19 protein-coding genes are annotated in these 19,779 nt (G+C 68.9%); 10 read left to right on the top strand and 9 right to left on the bottom strand.

The window, feature by feature from the left end:
- Positions 1-1,038, bottom strand: a 1,038-nt coding sequence (locus tag ON31_RS29970) for a peroxidase family protein (RefSeq protein ID WP_039818496.1), incomplete at its 3' end; no start/stop codon positions are given.
- Between the two features lie 224 nt (positions 1,039-1,262).
- Here ON31_RS29970 and ON31_RS29975 point away from each other — a divergent pair.
- Both ON31_RS29975 and ON31_RS29980 read left to right on the top strand, forming a co-directional pair.
- Entirely contained in the window at positions 1,263-1,661 is a 399-nt protein-coding gene (locus ON31_RS29975) for a hypothetical protein (RefSeq protein WP_039818481.1), read from the top strand.
- 108 nt (positions 1,662-1,769) lie between these two features.
- A complete protein-coding gene (locus ON31_RS29980; protein WP_306306435.1) occupies positions 1,770-2,096 on the top strand; it encodes a hypothetical protein in 327 nt (108 codons plus the stop codon).
- Between the two features lie 651 nt (positions 2,097-2,747).
- Here ON31_RS29980 and ON31_RS29985 read toward each other — a convergent pair.
- Both ON31_RS29985 and ON31_RS29990 read right to left on the bottom strand, forming a co-directional pair.
- Positions 2,748-3,806 (bottom strand): tartrate dehydrogenase, encoded by a 1,059-nt coding sequence (locus ON31_RS29985; protein WP_039818500.1) that lies wholly within the window; start codon positions 3,804-3,806, stop codon positions 2,748-2,750.
- A 57-nt stretch (positions 3,807-3,863) separates the two neighbouring features.
- Positions 3,864-5,336, bottom strand: coding sequence for an NAD-dependent succinate-semialdehyde dehydrogenase (locus ON31_RS29990; protein ID WP_039818482.1), 1,473 nt, complete (start codon positions 5,334-5,336; stop codon positions 3,864-3,866).
- Positions 5,337-5,551: 215 nt separating this feature from the next.
- On the opposite strand from ON31_RS29990, the gene ON31_RS29995 reads away from it, so the two are divergent.
- Both ON31_RS29995 and ON31_RS30000 read left to right on the top strand, forming a co-directional pair.
- Positions 5,552-6,793 (top strand): aspartate aminotransferase family protein, encoded by a 1,242-nt coding sequence (locus tag ON31_RS29995; protein WP_039818483.1) that lies wholly within the window; start codon positions 5,552-5,554, stop codon positions 6,791-6,793.
- 88 nt (positions 6,794-6,881) lie between these two features.
- Positions 6,882-7,379 (top strand): DUF3830 family protein, encoded by a 498-nt coding sequence (locus ON31_RS30000; protein WP_039818484.1) that lies wholly within the window; start codon positions 6,882-6,884, stop codon positions 7,377-7,379.
- A gap of 158 nt (positions 7,380-7,537) precedes the next feature.
- On the opposite strand, the gene ON31_RS30005 is transcribed toward ON31_RS30000, so the two are convergent.
- Positions 7,538-8,146, bottom strand: coding sequence for an XRE family transcriptional regulator (locus tag ON31_RS30005; protein ID WP_172544856.1), 609 nt, complete (start codon positions 8,144-8,146; stop codon positions 7,538-7,540).
- Positions 8,147-8,236: 90 nt separating this feature from the next.
- Between ON31_RS30005 and ON31_RS30010 the strand changes: the two genes are divergently transcribed.
- Together ON31_RS30010 and ON31_RS30015 are read left to right on the top strand one after the other, a co-directional pair.
- A complete protein-coding gene (locus ON31_RS30010; protein ID WP_039818486.1) occupies positions 8,237-9,241 on the top strand; it encodes an NAD(P)/FAD-dependent oxidoreductase in 1,005 nt (334 codons plus the stop codon).
- A gap of 106 nt (positions 9,242-9,347) precedes the next feature.
- Positions 9,348-10,946, top strand: a complete 1,599-nt coding sequence (locus ON31_RS30015; protein ID WP_039818488.1) for an MFS transporter — start codon at positions 9,348-9,350, stop codon at positions 10,944-10,946.
- 175 nt (positions 10,947-11,121) lie between these two features.
- Here the strand turns inward: ON31_RS30015 and ON31_RS30020 are convergent, their stop codons facing one another.
- Together ON31_RS30020 and ON31_RS30025 are read right to left on the bottom strand one after the other, a co-directional pair.
- A complete protein-coding gene (locus ON31_RS30020) occupies positions 11,122-12,516 on the bottom strand; it encodes an amidase (RefSeq protein WP_081592838.1) in 1,395 nt (464 codons plus the stop codon).
- 11 nt (positions 12,517-12,527) lie between these two features.
- A complete protein-coding gene (locus tag ON31_RS30025) occupies positions 12,528-13,493 on the bottom strand; it encodes a D-2-hydroxyacid dehydrogenase (RefSeq protein WP_039818489.1) in 966 nt (321 codons plus the stop codon).
- A gap of 133 nt (positions 13,494-13,626) precedes the next feature.
- On the opposite strand from ON31_RS30025, the gene ON31_RS30030 reads away from it, so the two are divergent.
- From ON31_RS30030 to ON31_RS30040, 3 genes are all read left to right on the top strand, one after another.
- A complete protein-coding gene (locus tag ON31_RS30030; RefSeq protein ID WP_029927837.1) occupies positions 13,627-14,367 on the top strand; it encodes a maleate cis-trans isomerase family protein in 741 nt (246 codons plus the stop codon).
- 140 nt (positions 14,368-14,507) lie between these two features.
- The gene (locus ON31_RS30035; protein WP_039818502.1) at positions 14,508-15,254 is read left to right on the top strand and encodes a maleate cis-trans isomerase family protein; all 747 of its coding nucleotides are present in this window, start codon (positions 14,508-14,510) and stop codon (positions 15,252-15,254) included.
- A complete protein-coding gene (locus ON31_RS30040; RefSeq protein WP_039818490.1) occupies positions 15,241-15,900 on the top strand; it encodes a GntR family transcriptional regulator in 660 nt (219 codons plus the stop codon). The genes ON31_RS30035 and ON31_RS30040 overlap by 14 nt, the downstream gene beginning before the upstream one ends.
- A 224-nt stretch (positions 15,901-16,124) precedes the next feature.
- Here ON31_RS30040 and ON31_RS30045 read toward each other — a convergent pair whose 3' ends face one another.
- From ON31_RS30045 to ON31_RS30055, 3 genes are all read right to left on the bottom strand, one after another.
- On the bottom strand, positions 16,125-16,736 hold the full coding sequence (locus ON31_RS30045; protein WP_039818491.1) for a flavodoxin family protein: 612 nt from the start codon (positions 16,734-16,736) through the stop codon (positions 16,125-16,127).
- Between the two features lie 57 nt (positions 16,737-16,793).
- Complete coding sequence (locus ON31_RS30050) at positions 16,794-17,090, bottom strand: hypothetical protein (RefSeq protein ID WP_039818493.1); 297 nt, start codon at positions 17,088-17,090, stop codon at positions 16,794-16,796.
- Positions 17,091-17,151: 61 nt separating this feature from the next.
- Positions 17,152-17,991 (bottom strand): glucose 1-dehydrogenase, encoded by an 840-nt coding sequence (locus tag ON31_RS30055; RefSeq protein WP_039818494.1) that lies wholly within the window; start codon positions 17,989-17,991, stop codon positions 17,152-17,154.
- Positions 17,992-18,185: 194 nt separating this feature from the next.
- Here ON31_RS30055 and ON31_RS30060 point away from each other — a divergent pair, with 194 nt between their 5' ends.
- Positions 18,186-19,715 carry a catalase gene (locus ON31_RS30060; RefSeq protein ID WP_039818495.1) on the top strand — a complete coding sequence of 510 codons (1,530 nt, stop codon included), beginning with the start codon at positions 18,186-18,188 and terminating at the stop codon, positions 19,713-19,715.
- Positions 19,716-19,779: the final 64 nt, after the last annotated feature.

The raw sequence follows: 19,779 nt of genomic DNA on the forward strand, positions 1-19,779 counted from the left end.
GAGCTCCCACTCGTAGCCGTACAGGGTCTCCAGGAAGGAGTTGTCCCATCGGGTGGGGGTCGGGGTCCAGGTGACCTCGAGCCCGGAGGTGATGGCGTCCTTGCCGACGCCGGTGCCGAAGCTGGACTTCCAGCCCAGGCCCTGTTCCTCGAGGGGAGCCGCCTCGGGCTCGGGGCCGACATGGTCGGCGGGGCCCGCGCCGTGCGCCTTGCCGAAGGTGTGCCCGCCGACGATCAGCGCCGCGGTCTCCACATCGTTCATGGCCATGCGGCGGAAGGTTTCGCGAATGTCGTGGGCGGCCAGCAGCGGATCCGGATTGCCGTTGGGGCCTTCGGGATTGACATAGATGAGGCCCATCTGCACGGCGGCCAGGGGGTTCTCCAGGTCGCGTTCACCGCTGTAGCGGGCGTCGCCGCCGAGCCAGGTCTGTTCGGGACCCCAGTACACGTCCTCCTCGGGTTCCCACTGGTCGACACGGCCGCCGCCGAACCCGAAGGTCCGGAAGCCCATGTCCTCGAGTGCCACATTGCCCGCGTACACGATGAGGTCGGCCCAGGACAGTTTCTTGCCGTACTTCTTCTTCACCGGCCACAGCAGCCGCCGCGCTTTGTCCAGGCTGGCGTTGTCGGGCCAGGAGTTCAGGGGAGCGAACCGCTGCATGCCCGCACCCGCGCCGCCGCGGCCGTCGCTGATTCGGTAGGTGCCCGCCGCATGCCAGGCCATGCGTACGAAGAACGGACCGTAGTGCCCGAAGTCGGCGGGCCACCAGTCCTGTGAGGTCGTCATGACCTCGACGATGTCGCGCTTGACGGCCGCCAGGTCGAGGGTCTGGAACTCGGCCGCGTAGTCGTAGCCGTCGTCCATGGGGTTGGCGACGGCCGGATTCTTCTGCAGGATCTTCAGATTCAGCTGATTCGGCCACCAGTCCCGGTTGCTTCCGCCCTCGGTGGGGTACTTGAGGCGACCGGCCGCCACAGGGCACCCGCCTGCTGCGGGTTCGGTATGGGCCTCTCCGACGGGCGGGTGTTCCTGAGCCACGGGCGGTTCCTTTCGGGGTCGTGCATGAAGCATCCACTGATATGGATTCGATCAAGATTATGACCTATTCAAGTCTTGTTCGCGAGAGATTCGCGAAAATAATTCACAGACCGGCGTCGGACCCGTCAACACCCGACTACATTGATAGCTAGTCGATTGCTGACAGGCTGTACATCAGGGTGAGTGCCGTGCAACCACGCGGCTGACGGCGAGGGGAGCCGCACATGGACACGGTGTCGGAAGCATTGCTGACCACGGATATCCCATCCATCGCGGAACGCCGCTTCCTCCGCCTCTGGAACTCCATCACCTGGACCCGCGCTGGGGGAGCCGCGCTGGTCGGCACCTTCACCGGCCCGCTGGTGCCACCGCGACTACGCGCCGCGACCGCGGGGAAACTGACCCCGGTCACCGCCGTCGACCTGGGTGAATGGGGGCGCTGCGCCATGGTGATGCGGGTGGCCCGCGTGTATGGGCCACTGGATCGGAGTCTGTGGGCTGTCGGGTCGGGGGAGTTCCGCCTGGACGCACCGCCGTTCGGCGATCATCACGACCATGTCGCGGCCGTGGACATCGGTGTGGACAGTGGCGGATCGCTGACCCTGCGCCCGCTCGGCGCCTGACAACTTCGTGCCCCGATTCGTACGTATCCGGCCCGCTCGGTCGGAGTACAGTTGGTAACCCGCAGTTGACAGGAGTTGACGATGTCCAGACGCGCCAGACCGGCAATAGTGCGGACTGCCGCGGTCGCCGTGATCGCGGGTGCGGCCACGCTCGGCATGACCAGCCAAGCATCCGCCGACGTCGAACCCGGCACCTACACATCCACCACCTGGTCGTCCGGCATCGTGCTTTTGCAACGCGACGCGCGAGTCGAAGGCGGGGAACTGGTCCTGATAGGGCGTTACCCCATCCATCCGACGCCCGACGGCGGCTACGTGGACCTGTTTCCCGGCCACCGCGTCGTACTGATCAGCGACGGGCACGGCGGGTACGCGGGCCCGGCGTTCCTGGGCGGCCTGGAGGTCGGCTCCATCACGCTGACTCCGCGCCGCTGAAGTTCGATCACCGAGCAGGTCGGAGAACCAACCAGCGGCGGGTTGTGGGGGGCACCCATCACCATCCAACTTTACATAATGTAGATTATCGGCGTTTATACGACCTGGGCTGAGGTGTGCGAACTTGCCTGTGCGGCAGGTTGTTTCGTATCCCCGAGGGTCGTATGGTGCGGCGGCCTCGGCAGATGAGGTGCGCGGGTCGGCTCGTTTGTCGACGCCGCGGCACTGTGTTGATGTGTGGAATATTCTGCGCATATCCCGATGTGCCGGAAAATTTCCAGGGTCTGTTTGGGTGGTCAATCGAGGTGGCGTCGACGGGAACTCGGCCCCCGGCTGCGCTCCCCTGTGGGCACGCGGCGAGCCGTCAATATGTCACTGTGACGTATTGCTGGAGGAGTTCGGGGGCTATTGAGCTCGGGCGCTTCGCAGTACGATGAGGTTCTCCGTTCGACGCGTGATCGCTTCCTCGACCTCGAAGGAGTGGAAGTGTCCGATAACGCACCCCGTGCGTGCTTGTGGGCACCCGCCGTCGAAACATCTCTCGACGTGACCTGATCTCCCTACTCCCCCGTGCTGCTCACGTTGCTCCGAGGCGGTAATTCATCACTGTGACGATATGTGCTGCTGTGGAGTGTTGCCGCGCCGTAGCCCTCAGCCCATCGACTCCGCCGCTCGCGACGCGATGGCCTTGCCCAGTTCGGAGGTGGTGGCGGTGCCGCCCAGATCCGGGGTGAGTACCCGGCCTTCTTCGAGGACCGCGCAGACGGCGGCGTCGATGGCGGCGGCCGCCGCGGATTCGCCGAGATGGTCGAGCATCATGGCGGCGGCGAGGATCTGGGCGACCGGGTTGGCGATGCCCTGGCCCGCGATATCGGGGGCGCTGCCGTGGACGGCCTCGAACATGGAGGGGGTGTCGCGGGCGGGGTTGATATTGCCGGAGGGAGCCAGGCCGAGGCCGCCGGTGACGGCGGCGGCGAGGTCGGAGAGGATGTCGCCGAAGAGGTTGGAGCCGACGATGACGTCGAGACGGTCGGGGTGCAGGACGATTTCGGCGGCGAGTGCGTCGACATGCATGGAGCGGACGGTGACATCGGGGTAGTCGGCGGCGACCTCGTCGACGATGCTGTCCCAGTACGGCATGGAGTGGATGAGACCGTTGGATTTGGTGGCCGAGCACAGGCGGCGGCCGCGGTCGCGGGCGCGATCGAAGGCGTAGCGGATGATGCGTTCGCAGCCCACCCGGGTGAACACCGACTCCTGGAGCACGAATTCGTCGGGGCGGCCGGGATTGTGGCGGCCGCCGATCTCGGAGTACTCCCCCTCGGAGTTCTCGCGCACGATGAGGATGTCGAGATCGGCGGCGGTGCGGTCGCGCAGTGCGGATTCGGTGCCGGGCAGCAGCCGCACCGGGCGCAGGTTCACGTACTGGCCGAACGCGCGGCGCAGTGGGATCAGCAGCCCCCACAGCGAAATATGGTCGGGCACACCGGGAAAGCCGACCGCTCCGAGCAGGATGGCGTCGAATCCGGCCAACCGTTCGGGTCCGTCGGAGGGCATCATGGCGCCGGTGCGCAGATAGTTCTCGCACGACCAGTCGAATGCGGTCCATTCGACCCCGGGCAGTACGGCGTCGACCACGGCGACGGCCTCGGCCGTCACGTCCACGCCGATCCCGTCACCGGGAATGGTGGCGATGCGATAGGTCACGATGTCTCCTTGTCGAGTCACGGGCGTCGAGTCACGGCCGACGGGTCATGGGCGGCCGGGTCACAGCGCGACCCGGATGTATTTGGTTTCCAGGAATTCGTCGATGCCCACCAGTCCGCCCTCGCGGCCGAGCCCGGACTCCTTGACCCCGCCGAACGGTGCGGCCGGATCCGACACCACACCCTGGTTCAATCCCACCATGCCGGTGTCGAGGGCCTCGCTGACGCGCAGCCCGCGGCGCAGGTTCTCGGTGTAGACGTAGGAGACGAGCCCGTACGGGGTGTCGTTGGCGCGAGTGACCGCCTCGACTTCGGTGTCGAACACCGACAGCGCGGCGACCGGGCCGAAGATCTCGGTGTGCCCGATCGGGGCGTCGGCGGGCACATCGGTGAGCACCGTGGCGGGATAGAAGTTGCCGGGCCCGGGATGGGGTTCGCCGCCGGTGACGGCGGTGGCGCCGCGTCGGCGGGCGTCGGCGACCAGTTCGGTGACCTTGGCGACGGCGTCGGCGTCGATGAGCGGCCCGACCACCACGCCGGGTTCGGTGCCGCGGCCCATGGGCAGCGCGGCCATACGGTCGGCGAGCCGGGTGGCGAAGGCGTCGGCGATGCCGCGCTGCACCAGGATGCGGTTGGCGGCGGTGCACGCCTGCCCGATATTGCGCATCTTGGCGAGCATGGCGCCGTCCACGGCGGCGTCGAGGTCGGCGTCGTCGAACACCAGGAAGGGTGCGTTGCCGCCGAGTTCCATGGAGGTGCGCATGACGGTGCGCGCGCACTGCTCCAGCAGCAGTTTGCCGACGGCGGTGGAGCCGGTGAAGGAGAGTTTGCGGGCGCGGCCGTCGGCGATGACGGGTTCGATGAGCGCCGCCGGATCGGAGGTGGTGACCACATTGACCACACCGGCGGGCGCTCCGGCGCGGTGCAGGACCTCGGCCAGCGCCAGCATCGACAGTGGTGTCTGCTCGGCGGGTTTGACCACGCAGGTGCAGCCGGCGGCGAGTGCGGGCCCGATCTTGCGGGCGCCCATGGCCATCGGGAAGTTCCACGGGGTGATGAGCAGGCTGGGTCCGACCGGCTGCCGGGTGACCAGGAAGCGGGACCCGCCGGTGGGTGCGTGCATATAGCCGCCGTCGAGGCGGACCGCCTCTTCGGCGAACCAGCGCAGGAATTCGGCCGCGTAGGCGACCTCGCCGCGCGCCTCGGCGAGGGGTTTGCCCATTTCCAGGGTCATGACCAGGGCGAGGCGTTCGACGTCGTCGAGCAGCAGGCGGTGGGCGCGCAGGAGGATGTCGCTGCGCTGCCGGGGCGGGGTGCGCGCCCAGTCGGCCTGGGCGGCGGCGGCCGCGGTGAGGGCGCGCAGGCCGTCGTCGGGGCTCGCGTCGGCTACGGTGCGCAACCGTTCGCCGGTGGCCGGGTCGATGACCGGCATGGTGTCGGTGCCGGGCCGCCAGTCGCCGTCGATGAACAGTCCGTGGGGGATGCTGTCGATGGCGTCGCGTTCCGTCTGGGTCAGGTGTGTCTCGGTGAGCATGGCTCCCGTTCCTCCCGCCGTGGCCGCAGGTGATGCGGCCGAGTCCATTGCCGCCGTACTGCCGCACATGTTATGCATATTGTCGACAATCCGACAATAGACAATCCCGCATCAGACCATCGCGCCGACGCTGTCCTCGAGTTCCCACCGTCCGGCCCGCCGGATCGATGTCCGAACTCCCCGCCCGCGCCGGACCGTTCCGGAGGCGATCGCCCATGACTGCCCTGTCCCCCGTCCTCCTCCAGGCCACCCCCGTCACCGTCGACCACGGCGAGGGCTGCTACCTGTACGACACCGACGGCCGCCGCTACCTGGACTTCACCGCCGGGATCGGCGTCACCAGCACCGGCCACTGTCACCCACGCGTGGTGGAGGCCGCGCAGGCGCAGGTGGCGAAGCTGGTGCACGGCCAGTACACGACCGTCATGCACCGGCCGCTGCTCGATCTCACCGAGAAGCTCGGCGAGGTGCTGCCGGAGGGGTTGGATTCGCTGTTCTTCGCCAATTCCGGCAGTGAGGCCGTCGAGGCGGCTTTACGGTTGGCGCGGCAATCCACCGGGCGGCCGAACATCATCGTCTTCCACGGCGGTTTCCACGGCCGCACCGTCGCCGCCGCCACCATGACCACCTCCGGCACCCGTTTCTCGGCCGGTTTCAGCCCGCTCATGGGCGGGGTGCACGTGGCCCCCTTCCCCACCGCGTTCCGCTACGGCTGGAGCGAGGAGCAGGCCACCGATTTCGCGCTGCGGGAACTGGACTACATCCTGGCCACCCTCACCTCCCCGGCCGAGACCGCGGCCTTCGTCGTGGAACCGGTGCTCGGTGAGGGCGGCTACGTGCCCGCCACCGCCGGATTCCTGCGGGGTTTGCGTGAGCGCGCCGACCGGCACGGGATTCTGCTGGTGCTCGACGAGATCCAGACCGGGTTCGGGCGCACCGGAAAGTTCTTCGGCCATCAGCACTTCGGTATCCGGCCCGACATCATCACCATCGCCAAGGGGTTGGCCAGTGGCTTCCCGCTCTCGGGTATCGCGGCTCCGGCCGAGCTCATGGCGCGGGCCTGGCCCGGTTCGCAGGGCGGCACCTACGGCGGGAACGCGGTGGCGTGCGCGGCCGCCCTGGCCACCCTCGAGGTGATCGAGAAGGAGGGTCTGGTCGAGAACGCGGCACTGCGTGGTCGTGAACTGCTGGACGGGGTGCGGGCCCGCGCCACCTCCGGCATCGGCGACGTGCGCGGTCTCGGGCTCATGGTGGGTGCCGAATTCACCACGGCCGCAGGGGAACCCGATACGGCCGCGGCCACCGAGGCGCGGCGGCTGGCGGTGGAGAAGGGCATGCTGCTGCTGGCGTGCGGCGCGCACATGAACGTGGTGCGCATGATCCCGGCGCTGGTCGCGACCGCCGAACAGATCCGCGAGGGCCTCGACATCTGGGAGGCGGTCCTCGCCGAGCTGTGACGGCGGCCGACATCCGGTCGGAGCGTGCCCGCGGTCGATACGGCCGTGTCCGCCGAACTCCGCCCCACCGATACGGAAGGCTGAACCCATGACCCGCTACCTCACCATCACCCTCACCAAGGCCGGGGTGAGCTGCCGCGCCCGCCTGCTCGACGAGCAGGCCCCGCACACCTGTGAGGCGGTGTGGAACGCGCTACCGCAGGAAGGTGACGCCTTCCACGCCAAGTACGCCCGCAATGAGGTCTACACCCTGCTCCCCCGCATCACCGCCGCCCCGCATCGGGAGAACCCCACGGTCACACCGATTCCCGGCGACGTGTGCCTGTTCGACTTCGAGCCGTGGGAGATCGGCAACCCCGCCTACGGCTACGAACCGGGCTCGGCCGCCCACCACGCCCAGGGCGCCACCGATCTGGCCCTGTTCTACGGTCGCAACAACCTGCTCATCAACGGCGACCTGGGCTGGGTGCCCGGCAATGTCTTCGCCACCATCGAAGACGGCCTCGCCGAGATCGCCGCCGCCTGCAACACCCTGTGGCTGCGCGGCGTGGAGGGCGAAACGCTCGCCTTCGCTCGCGCCGACTGACATCCGCACGCCGGGTGACATCCGCACCGGGACGGGTCCGCGCAGACCGGTCCCGGTGCGGCGTCGACACGTGGGTGCGGACACCCTCGATCGGTGCTTCCGAGCGCCGGTATCCGATCTTGTCGGCGCGGTGGCCGCACAGGCGCGGCTGCCGGTGATCAGGTGCAGGAGCCGTCCGCTGTGCAGTCCGCGCTCGGCTCTCCTTCGCCGTCACGTTGGTGGCTTCGGCGGGCGTCGCGGTCGAAGATGCCGAGGATTTCGCACGGGCCGCCTTCGGTGCCGATGGCGTGCGGCAGCATGGTGGGGAACTCGGCGGCCTGGTTGGTCTCGACGCGGAAGCGCCGGTGGCCGAGCATGAGGATCGCGGTGCCGGACAGGACGACCAGCCACTCGCGGCCGGGGTGCGCGCGCATCCGGGCGGGGTTGTCCGGTGGAGGTTCGGTCATGCGTTGGCGCACGACGCTCATGCCCGGTACGCCCTTGATCGACCAGCGCATGAGCCCGTGCGCGGCGTCGATCATCGGACTGATGACGACATCGTCGGCCGCGGTCTCCACCAGTTGGTCCAGCGTGGTGTCCAGCGCGCGGGCGAGGGTGACCAGCTGATCGAGAGCGAGCCGTCGCTGGCCGTTCTCGATGCGGGAGAGGGTGGACTGGCTCAGGTGCGCGCGGGTGGCGAGTTCTTCCAGGGACCAGCCCTGGGCCACGCGTAACGCGCGGATGCGTTTGCGTACGAGGCTGTCCAGCTCACCATCTTCTTGCGTCATAAGCAACAGTGTATGCCTCTAATGCAAACTGCGGTTATGGTCGCTCGTAGCTGTCCAGAACAGCTGGACCAGGCATGAAGGGACAAGAATATGGCGGAGACCGCTTTCACCTACCCGTCCGACACAGTGCCCGACGAGACCATCGACGTCGTGGTGATCGGCGGGGGCGCCGCGGGACTCAACGGTGCGCTGACGCTGGCCCGCTCCCGTCGCTCGGTCGTCGTGATCGACAGCGGAGAACCCCGCAACGCGCCCGCCGAGGCCATGCACGGCTTCCTGGTGCTCGACGGCACCCCGCCCGCGCAGCTGCTCGAGCGAGGACGGCAACAGGTGCGCCACTACGGCGGCCGGGTGGTGTACGCGACCGTGGCTTCCACTGCGCCCGCGGCCCCGTCCGCAGACGGTGACCTGCGGTTCACCGCCACCCTGACCGACGGCCGCACCCTGACCGCCCGCCGTGTGCTGGTGGCGACCGGCCTGCGCGATGTGCTGCCCGACGTACCCGGCCTGGCACAGCACTGGGGCCACGGCGTGGTGCACTGCCCGTACTGCCATGGCTGGGAGGTGCGCGACGAGCCCATCGGCATCATCGCCACCGGACCGGTCTCGATCCATCACGCGCTGCTGTTCCGCCAGTTGACCGACGACCTGGTCTATTTCACCGGCGACACCGACCTGGACCGCGACACTCGCGCGCGCTTCGCCGCCCGCGACATCACCGTCGTCGACACCCCGGTGGCGGAGGTCGTCACCGCCGCCGACGGCACCCTCACCGGTGTCCGGTTGACCGACGGTCGGGTGGTCGCCCGCCGTGTCCTCGCGGTCGCCACCCACATGCGGGCCCGCACCGCGGGCCTGGAAGAACTCGAGCTGCCGATGGAGGATCTGCCCGACAACATGGGCCGCCGGTTCTCCTCCGGCATGGCCGGAGCCACCGACGTGCCCGGCGTGTGGGTGGCCGGTAACGCGACCGACCTTGCCGCCCAGGTCGGTGCGTCCGCGGCGGCCGGCGCACTGGCCGGAGCCCACATCAACGCCATGCTCGCCACCGCGGACACCGACGCGGCTCTGGCCGCGATGCGGGCCACCACCTGACCGAACGGCCCGCGTTCGTCCCGCGAGCCCCGAGTCGATTCGCCGGTCTCGGCGCCCGGGCGCTGCCCCGGCGCCGACTTCGTCATGCCCTTTTCGGGAGGAAGCCATGAATACCAACCAACCCGCACACGTCGCCCCCGACTCGACCCCGGACGGCGGCACACCGGATGCAGGTCAGCTGCGCGCCATCCTGATCGCGGTCTCGATCGCGCTGATGGCCGTCATCTCCTCGGTCTCCGGGCTCGGTGTCGCCCAGACCCAGATGGCTGTCGAGTTCGGCGCCTCGCAGAACACCATTCTGTGGATCATCAATATCTACACCCTCACCCTGGCCGCTTTGCTGCTGCCGCTCGGTGCCATCGGTGACCGGCTGGGCCGCAAACCCGTGCTCATCGTGGGCCTGGCCGTTTTCGGCGTCGCCAACGTCGTGGCGGGCCTTGCTCCGAACGCCGAGGTGATGCTCGGTGCGCGCATGGTTGCCGGCATCGGGGCGGCCATGATCATGCCCATCACCCTTGCGGTGATCACCTCCACCTTCCCCGAAGAACAGCGCGGCAAAGCGATCGGCGTGTGGACGGGCGTCGCCGGCGGCGGCGGCATCCTGGGTATGTTCCTGTCCGCACTGCTCGTCGACGTCGCCGCCTGGCGCTGGCTGTTCGTCCTGCCCGTGGCTCTGGTCATCGCAGCCTTGGCCACGGCGCTCACAGCGGTGCCGAACTCGCACGAGCACTCCTCGCATGCCTTCGATACCGTCGGGGCGCTGATCTCCGTCGTCGCCGTGGTCGGCCTCATCTTCGTCCTGCAAGAAGGCCCCGAACGAGGCTGGACGGCACCCGTGACACTGATCAGCCTCGGCGTGGGCCTCCTCGCCACCGTCGGGTTCGTGGCATGGGAACTGCGACGCCGCGACACGGCGCTACTGGATGTCAGCCTCTTCGGTGAGCGCGGCCTGGCCGGCGGCTCGATCACGCTACTGGTCGTCTTCGGTGTCCAAGCCGGCATCGCCGTCGTGCTGTTCCCGTTCTTTCAGGCGGTGCTCGGCTGGTCGGGCCTGCTGGCCACGCTGGCGCTGATGCCCATGGCCGTGGCGATGATGATGACCTCCGGCCTGGCCCCCAAGGTGGCCGAGCGCATCGGCTCCCGCCCGACCATGGCGATCGGCATCGCAGTGGGCGGCGTCGGCCTGGCGCAAATGGCCGGGTTCGCCTCCGTCGACGGCGGCTACCTGTCCATCCTGCCCGGCATCCTCGCCATGGGAATCGGCATGGGCCTGGCGATGACTCCCTCCACTCAGGCCATCACCAGCTCTCTGCCACGAGACAAGCAGGGCGTCGCCTCCGCTCTCAACGACGTCACCCGCGAATTCGGTACCGCACTCGGTGTCGCCCTTCTCGGCGCCCTCGTGGCCACCGGCTACCGCGACACCATCGACGGCAAGCTCGACGGCATCCCGCACGACACCGCGAACACCGCACGCGAAGGCATCGCCAATGCCGTCGACGCCGCCGACGGTGCAGGGTCTCACGCACAGCAGCTGATTCAGGCTGCCCAGCAGTCCTTCGTCGACGGTTGGCAGCAGGCCATGTGGGTGGGTGTCGGCGTCATGGGTGCCCTGTGCCTCTACATCCTCACGGCTGGCCCCGAGACCACCCGCGCCTATCCGGCGCCGGAGGCCGAAGTGCCCGAGCCGATCACATCGCGCTGACCACGCAACAGCCTGCAGCCGTCCCTGGGTTGAGGTGTGGGCCCGGGCAACGCCATCCCGGTACTGCCCTGCCTCCCTGCGACGGCACTCGCGACTGAACTGGCCAGGTCCGCGAATCCGCCACCCAGCTCAGGGTGTTCCGTAGAGGTGTGTCGAGCGGGGGCGCGGGCAGGTGTCAGGCCGCGAGGACGGCCTCGGCGTAGCGGGCCAGCGCCAGCACCAGGTCGTCGGAGTGGCGCGGGCCGACGATCTGCATGCCCACCGGCAGTCCGGCGGCGGTGGTGCCGGCGGGGATGCTGATGGCGGGCTGCTGGGTGAGGTTGAACGGGTAGGTGAACGGGGTCCACTGCGGCCAGCTGCGCAGGTCGCTGCCGGGCGGCACGTCGTGTCCGGCGTCGAAGGCGGGGATCGGGACCGTGGGGGTGATGAGCACGTCGTGGGCGGTGTGGAAGGCGCCCATCACGATGCCGACGTCGGCGGCGGTGGCGCGGGCGTCGAGATAGTCGATGGCGGTGAGGTGCTCGCCGTGCTCCCACACCCGTGCCAGGCCGGGGTCGACGATCTCGCGGCTGCCGTCGGGGAATTTCGACAGCATGGTGGCCGCGCCGGCCGCCCACAGGTTCTCGAACGCTTCGCGCGGATCGGTGAAGCCGGGATCGGCGGTGACCACCCGCAGTCCGGCCTCGGCCAGCCGCTCCACGGCGGCGCCGACCACCGCGGCCACCTCCGGATCGACGTCCACGTAGCCGAGGGTCGGCGAGTACGCGACGGTCAGACCGCGCACATCACGCTGCATTTCGGCGCGGAAGGTGGTGAGCATGGGCGGCTGCGCGGTCGGATCGCGGGGATCGGGCAGCGACAGGATGTCCATGAGCAGCGCCGCGTCCTCGACCGTGCGGGTCATGGGTCCGGCGTGGGCGAGTGGACCGAACGGGCTGGCCGGGTACAGCGGAATCCGGCCGTGCGTGGGTTTGAAGCCGACGATGCCGCAGAACGCGGCGGGAATGCGCACACTGCCGCCGCCGTCGGTGCCGACCGACACCGGTCCCATCCCGCCCGCCACCGCGGCCGCGCTGCCGCCGGAGGAGCCGCCCGCGGTGCGGGTGGGATCGACCGGATTGCGGGTGATGCCGGTGAGCGGGCTGTCGGTGGTGGCCTTCCATGCCAGTTCCGGCGTGGTGGTCTTGCCGAGGAACACCATGCCGTCCTCGCGCAGCCGCGCGGTCACCGGACTGTCCACCGGCCACGGCACATCGGCGGCGATGGCCTTGGAGCCGCGCCGGGTGGGCCAGCCTTCGGTGAGGAAGATGTCCTTGATGGAGATCGGCACACCGTCCAGCAGGCCCTTGACATGCCCGCTGTGCCAGCGCTGTTCGGAATCCTTGGCCTGGATCAGCGCGCGATCGGGATCCACCAGGCAGTAGGCGTTGACGTCACGGTCGCGTTCGGCGATCGTGTCGAGGATCGCGTGGGTCGCCTCGACCGGGGAGAGCGCGCCCGCGGCATAGGCGGAGACGAGCTCGACCGCGGTCATGGCGGACGGATCGGTGGGGATGTCGGGGTGCGACATTGCTGGCCTCCTTAGGCGGGCACGTACCCGAGCTCCTTGTCGACCACGTTGTCCAGCGGCCGACCCGCGATCCAGTTGGCGAAATTGCTCGCGAACGCCGCCACCAGTTCCTCCCGCCACCCGGCGGTATCGCCGGAGTTGTGTGGCGTGAGGTGAACGTCGGGCAGGTCCCACAGCGGGTGTCCGGCGGGCAACGGTTCGGGGTCGACCACATCGAGTGCGGCACCCGCGATCGTCCCGGACCGCATCGCGGCAACCAGATCGTCTGTCACCACTAATTCCCCACGACCGACATTGATGAAACGTGTACGCGGGGACATGGCGGCGAAAGCACGCGCGTCGAACATGTGGCGCGTCGACGGCGTCAGCGGTGCGATGGCCACGACGTAGTCGGCGTGCGGCAGCGCGGCGAGCAGGTCGTCGCCGACGACACCGAAGTCGGGGTCGTCGCGGCGGGCGCGCCGGCCCACCGCCCGCACCCGCATGCCGACCGCGCGCAGCAGCCGGGCGATCTCGCGGCCGATCGCCCCGGTGCCGACCACCAGTGCGGTGGCTCCGGCGATCCGTTCGCCGTTGCGGTGCCGCCACCGGTGTTCGGCCTGCAGGCGCTGCGATTCGGGCAGCCCCTTGGCGAAGTTGAGGATCTGGGCGAGTACGTATTCGGCGATCGGCCGGTCGAAGACGCCGCGGGTGTTGGTGACCACGACGTCGCTGGCGATCAGGTCGTCGAACATGACCGGATCGACGCCGGTGGCCGCGATGTGCAGCCACCGCAGCCGGTCGGCGCCCTGCCAGGCTCCCGGGATCGCTTGGGAGAGAAAGTCGTACACGAACAGCACGTCGGCACCGCGCAGCGCGGTCTCGAGGCCGTCGGCTTCGGTGTAGCGAATCGTCGCGCGCTGCGCCACCGGGGCCATGAGATGTGGGTCCGGTAGGTTGCCGTCGTGGAGAACAGTCACAATTGGCCCCTTTTCCACGTTGACAGGCTAGAAAGTCATCGTACGATTGTCAACAATCCGAGTGTGTACACCCCTGGAGTCTCGCTCGGGGGTTGCCGGGCGCGTCGCTCCCGGCAGAAAGGGTTCTGCACCGCGGGCGAGAGGGGCCGTCGTGGAACTGTTTCTCCCCGAGTTCGAGGGGCCGGTGGCGCAACGTGGCATCGGAGTCATCGCCCCCTTCGACCTCGCGTTGGAACGCGAATTGTGGCGCTGGGTACCACTCGAGGTGAGCCTGCACCTCGCCCGGACGCCCTATGAACCGGTGCCGGTCTCCTTGGAGATGGCCGAACTGGTCTCGGACGCCGTCCATCTGACGTCCGCGACCCGCAATGTGCTGCACGTGGAGCCCGAGGTGGTCGCCTACCTGTGCACCTCGGGCAGCTTCATCAAGGGACTGGCGTATGAGAAATCGCTGCGGCGCACCATTTGCCGGGCGGGTGCCCGCGACGCGGTGACCACCTCCGGCGCACTCGCCGAGGCCATCGCGAAACTGGGATTGACCCGGCTGTCGGTCATCACCCCCTACGACGAGGTGCTCACCCACAAACTGCACGACTTCCTCGGCGAGCTCGGCTGTGCGGTGGTGCGGTCCGACCACCTCGGGCTCGGCGGCGGCATCTGGAAGGTCAGCTATCGGACCATCGCCGAACGCATCATGTTCGCCGACGATCCCGACGCCGAGGCCATCTTCGTCAGCTGCACCAACCTGCCCACCTACGACCTCGTCGAACCGCTCGAAAAGGCGCTCGGCAAACCCGTGCTCACCGCCAACCAACTCACCATGTGGGCCTGTCTGGGGCGGATGAAACTGCCCATGATGGGCCCCGGCAAATGGCTCCAGGACGTTTTCTGATGATGCGAGCTCCGATGGATGCGAGGTATCCCGTGACCGAACACGACACCGCCCGACACCCCGCCCGCGACGACAGCAGCGCCGGGCCCGACCTCGCGACCGGCCACGCGCCCCACCCCGGCGGCACGACGGACGCGGCGGTGCGGGCCGTGCCCGCGACGGTCGGATTCGTCTACCCCGACCACGCCGCCGAGGACGACTATCCGCGCGCCGCCGCCCTCCTGGGAGTGGGATTGCCGGTCGCGCACATCTACGGCACCGATCTGCACGCCGTGCCCGAACTGCTCGACCTGGGCAGCCCGGAGAAACTGGCACACGGTGCCGAGTTGCTCGCCCCGCATCGTCCGGCCGCCGTCGTATGGGCGTGCACCTCGGGCAGTTTCGTGTACGGGCCCGACGGTGCGCGCGGCCAGGCCGAGGGGTTGGCGCGGGCCGCGGGCGTCCCGGCGTCGAGCACCAGTTTCGCGTTCACGCACGCGGCGCACGCACTGGGTGTGACCCGGGTGGCGGTGGTGGCGAGCTATCCCGACGAGGTGGCGCGGCTGTTCGTCGACTTCCTCGCCGCCGCCGGAATCACCGTGGTGTCCATGTCCAGCGCCGGGATCGACACCGCCGCCGAGGTCGGCACCCTCTCCCCCGCGCAGGTGACCGCGCTGGTGTCGGCCAACGACCACCCCGACGCGCAGGCGCTGCTGGTGCCCGATACCGCCATGCACACCCTGGCGGTGCTGCCGGAACTGGAAGCGGCGCTGGGCAAACCGGTGCTGACCGCCAATCAGGTCACCATCTGGGAGGGCCTGCGCCTGGCCGGGCTGCTGGACCGACTACCGCCCCACCCACTGCTGGGATCGCTGTTCACGGAGAGAAAGACCTATGCAGACCGTTGAATTCCAGCCGGTGGACCGTCGCTCGACGGCGGAGATGATCGCCGACCGGCTGCGCTCGGCGATCGTCGACGGCACCCTCGAACCCGGCACCCAACTGGTGGAGGCCGATCTGGCCGCCCAGTTCGACGTCTCCCGCGGGCCGGTGCGCGAGGCCATGCAGCGCCTGGTGTCGGAGGGGCTGGCCTACAGCATCCGCCACCGCGGCATCTTCGTCATCGACCTCACCCTCGACGATGTGGTCGACATCTACCGGGCCCGCACCGCCATCGAGGGAGGTGCGCTGGACCTGATCCTGGAGGGCCGCCGCGAGCAGGCCGCGGCCGCGCTCGCACCCGCGGTGGCCGCCATGCGCGCGGCCGCCGCGCGGGGGGACGCGGCCGGGGTCTCCGACGCCGACCACGCGTTCCACAAGTCGCTGGTCGCCTGTTGCGGCAGTGCCCGCCTGGTGCGCGCCGCGGACACCCTGCTCATCGAGACCCGCATGTGCATCGGCGCGTTGCAGAGCACCTACGCCGATCTGGCCGTGCAGGTGGCCGAGCACGAGGAGTTGCGCGCGGCCATCGGCGACGGTCCGCCCGAACACGCCCGACGACTGCTGCTCGAGCATATGGAGGACGCGGTCACCCGGCTGCGCACCCGCTTCTGACCAGGTGCCGGAGTGCGCCGGTCGGCCGTGTGCGTACCGGCGCCGGACCGGCCCCGGACATGATGCCGCGGGTCTCCCTCCGGACGCGTCGGTGCATCGGTGCGCAGCGCATGTGCCCCGGGCGCGAAGCGCACGTGTGCGAGACGCTCTGTCGGCTCGTCCCGACGCGGCGAGGACATCGGGACACGCCGCGGTGCTTCTGGCGTGCGAACGCTGTCCGCGCCCTACCGCGGCGCGGGGTAGTTCCGTTCCGTCAGCACCCGCGCCAGATGCGCGGCATTGCGGGCCAGGGTCGCGGTGGTGGCGGCCACGGCCTCGGGCACCTGATCCAGGTCCTTGTAGTCGGTGCCGCCCATGGCCTGGTCGTTCCAGTAGGTGCAGCCCTGCGACGGGATGGTGAACCCGATGTCGTTCAGCCCCTGGAACAGGTCGGCGACGATCTTGTGCGCGCCGTCCTCGTTGCCGACCACCGCGGCCACGGCCACCTTGCCGGTCACCGCGGGGCGGCCCGCCGCATCGGTTTCGGACAGTTCGGCGTCCAGGCGTTCCAGTACCCGTTGGGCGATGGAGGACATGTGCCCGACCCAGGTGGGGGTGGCGACGACCAGGATGTCGGAGGCCGCGATCTCGGCGCGCAGTCGCGGCCACTCGTCGCCGTCGCCCTCGTCGGCGCTCACCCCGGGCAGCACGTCGTAGTCGGCGACGCGCAGCACCTGCCCCTTCACCTCGTGGGTGGTGAGGGCGTCGAGGATCTGGCGGGCGATGAGATCGCTGGAGGAGTCGGCGGGTGACTTCTTCAGCGTGCAGACGAGAGCGGTGGCGGTGAGTGCGGTCATGCGGATCGCTGTCCTTCGGTTCGCTGTGGTTCAGGGGTCGGCGGTGGGTCGGGTGAGTCAGCCGCGGCCGAGCGCCCTGGCCAGTTGGGCCTTGGTCATGCGGGAGCGGCCGTGGATATCGCGTTTCTTGGCTTCCTCGTAGAGCTGGTCGCGGGTCGGTCCGCTGGATCCGCGACCGCCCGAGCGGGACCGGGAGCCGCCGGATGATTTCGTCTGCCCGGAGCGGGCCCGGTCCTTGTTCACGGTGCGGGCGGCGATCTCCTTGGCGCGTTTCGCGCTGGCGCCCTGGTCGCGTTCGGATTTCTTGATGTGTTCGTACTGGCGTTCCTGTTTGTCGGTCCATTCCTTCGGCATGACGCACCTCCTGCGCGGGATATAGCCGGGCGATCCGGTGGCAAACGCGGGTGCGGCGGGTTCACAGAATCGGGCGACCGCCGGTCACCGCGACACGGGCCCCGGAGACGTAGCTGCCCTCGTCGCTGGCGAGCAGTACGTACACGGGGGCGAGTTCGGCGGGCTGTCCGGCGCGGCCCAGCGGGGTGTCGTCGCCGAAGTTCGCCACCTTCTCTACCGGCATGGTGGACGGGATCAGGGGTGTCCAGATCGGCCCGGGTGCGACGCTGCTCACGCGAATTCCCTTGGGGCCCAGCATTTGTGCCAGACTCGCCGACAGGTTGGCGATGGCGGCCTTGGTGGCGGCGTAGGGCGCCAGCGTCGGGGAGGGCATATCGGAGTTCACCGAGGAGCTGCCGATGATGGAGCCGCCCGCGGGCATATGCGGCAGCGCCGCCCGCACCAGCGTGAAATAGGCGCTCACATTCACCTTGAAGGTGTAGTCGAATTCGGCGACGGTGATCTCCTCCAGCGACTCGTGGGTCATCTGGTAGGCGGCATTGCTCACCAGGATGTCGATGCGCCCGAAATCGTCCACGGCGGCGTCGACGACGGCCTGGCAGCGGTCGGGGTCGGCGAGGTCGCCGGGCACCAGCACGGCGCGGCGGCCCGCGTCGCGCACGTACTTCTCCACCTCGGCCGCGTCGTCGTGCTCGTTCAGATACGACAGCACCAGATCCGCGCCCTCGCGGGCGTAGGCGATGGCGACCGCGCGGCCGATGCCGCTGTCGGCGCCGGTGACGACGGCGACCTTCCCGGTGAGTTTGCCGCTGCCGCGGTAGCTGTCCTCCCCGCAGTCGGGGACCGGCCGCATGCGCTGCTGGGTGCCGGGTATCTCTTGCTGCTGTTCGGGAAATCCCACGACGGTCTCCTCTGCTGTCCGGGTGCGGGAAGCTCGCCGGTTGCGGGGGGAAGAGCCTCCGCTGCGGCGGTACCCGGCGCGGTCGCCGGTAAACGAGACGACCGGCCGTGCTTTACAAGCCGCGGGGTCGCGAGGAGTGTGGACAGCAGTGCCGGGTAGTTCCTCCGACGAACGGTTCCGTGGAGAGGAGTGACATGTCCGAGAAGGACACCGCGAAGGTCTACACCACCGACGACGCCGGTATCCCGGTCCCCAGCGATGAGCATTCGCTGACGGTGGGACCCGATGGGCCGATCCTGCTCAACGACGCGTACCTGATCGAGAAGATGGCCGCGTTCAATCGGGAGCGGGTGCCCGAACGCCAGCCTCATGCCAAGGGCGGCGGCGCGTTCGGGGTTTTCGAGGTCACCGAGGATGTGAGCGCCTACACCTGCGCCGACGTCTTCCAGCCGGGCCGCCGCACCGAGATGCTGGCCCGATTCTCCACCGTGGCCGGGGAGCGCGGCAGCCCGGACACCTGGCGTGATCCGCGCGGTTTCGCCCTCAAGTTCTACACCCGGCACGGCAATTTCGACCTGGTCGGCAACAACACGCCGATCTTCTTCGTGCGTGATCCGATGAAGTTCCAGGATTTCATCCGGTCGCAGAAACGCCGCGCCGACAACAATCTGCGCGATCACGATATGCAATGGGATTTCTGGACACTGTCACCGGAATCGGCGCACCAGGTGACCTGGCTGATGGGTGATCGCGGTATTCCGCGCAGTTGGCGGCATATGAACGGCTACTCCAGCCACACCTATCTGTGGGTCAATGCCGACGGCGCGAAATTCTGGGTGAAATACCATTTCAAGACCGATCAGGGCATCGAGTTCTTCACCCAGGACGAGGGTGACCAGATGGCGTCCATGGACACCGACTATCACACCCGGGACCTGTGGGAGCACATCGACGCCGGGGAGTTCCCGTCCTGGACACTGTCCATGCAGATCATGCCGTTCGAGGAGGCCAAAACCTACCGGTTCAACCCGTTCGATCTCACCAAGGTGTGGCCGCACGGCGACTATCCGCTGCACCCGGTGGGCCGGATGACGTTGAACCGCAATCCCGCCGACTACCACACCGAGATCGAGCAGGCCGCGTTCGAACCCAGCAACGCGGTGCCCGGCACCGGGCCGAGCCCGGACAAGATGCTGTTGGGCCGCTGGTTCTCCTACCCGGACGCGCACCGGTATCGGATCGGCGCGAACTACAAGGAGCTACCGGTCAACGCCCCGCGCTCGCCGCGCCACTCCTACACCAAGGACGGGCACATGCGGTACCACAATGCGGGAGATCCGGTGTACGTGCCGAATTCGAAGGGCGGCCCGCACGCCGATCCGGCCCTGGCCGGACCGCAGGCGGTCTGGCACACCGACGGCGAGATGGTGCGGCAGGCGTACACGCGCCGCCGCGACGACGACGATTGGGGACAGGCCGGGACCATGGTCCGCGAGGTGCTCGACGACGCGGCCCGCGACCGGCTGGTGAACAATATCGTCGGCCACCTGCTCAACGGCGTCACCGAACCGGTGCTGGTGCGCGCCTTCGACTACTGGCGCAATGTCGACAAGGACCTCGGCGACCGCGTGGAATCCGGGGTGCGCGCCAAACAGGGCGAGAAGGACCCCAAGGCCGAACAGCAGGCGAACCCGGCGCGCTCGTCCGCCCAGCGCAAAGCCTGAGCGCAACCGGACACGGCGGGCGCGCCGCACGGCCGGTAACCCGCCGCGCGGGCCGTCGTGCTCG

The sequence above is a fragment of the Nocardia otitidiscaviarum NBRC 14405 genome, assembly GCF_000308635.1.
Taxonomy (GTDB): domain Bacteria; phylum Actinomycetota; class Actinomycetes; order Mycobacteriales; family Mycobacteriaceae; genus Nocardia; species Nocardia otitidiscaviarum.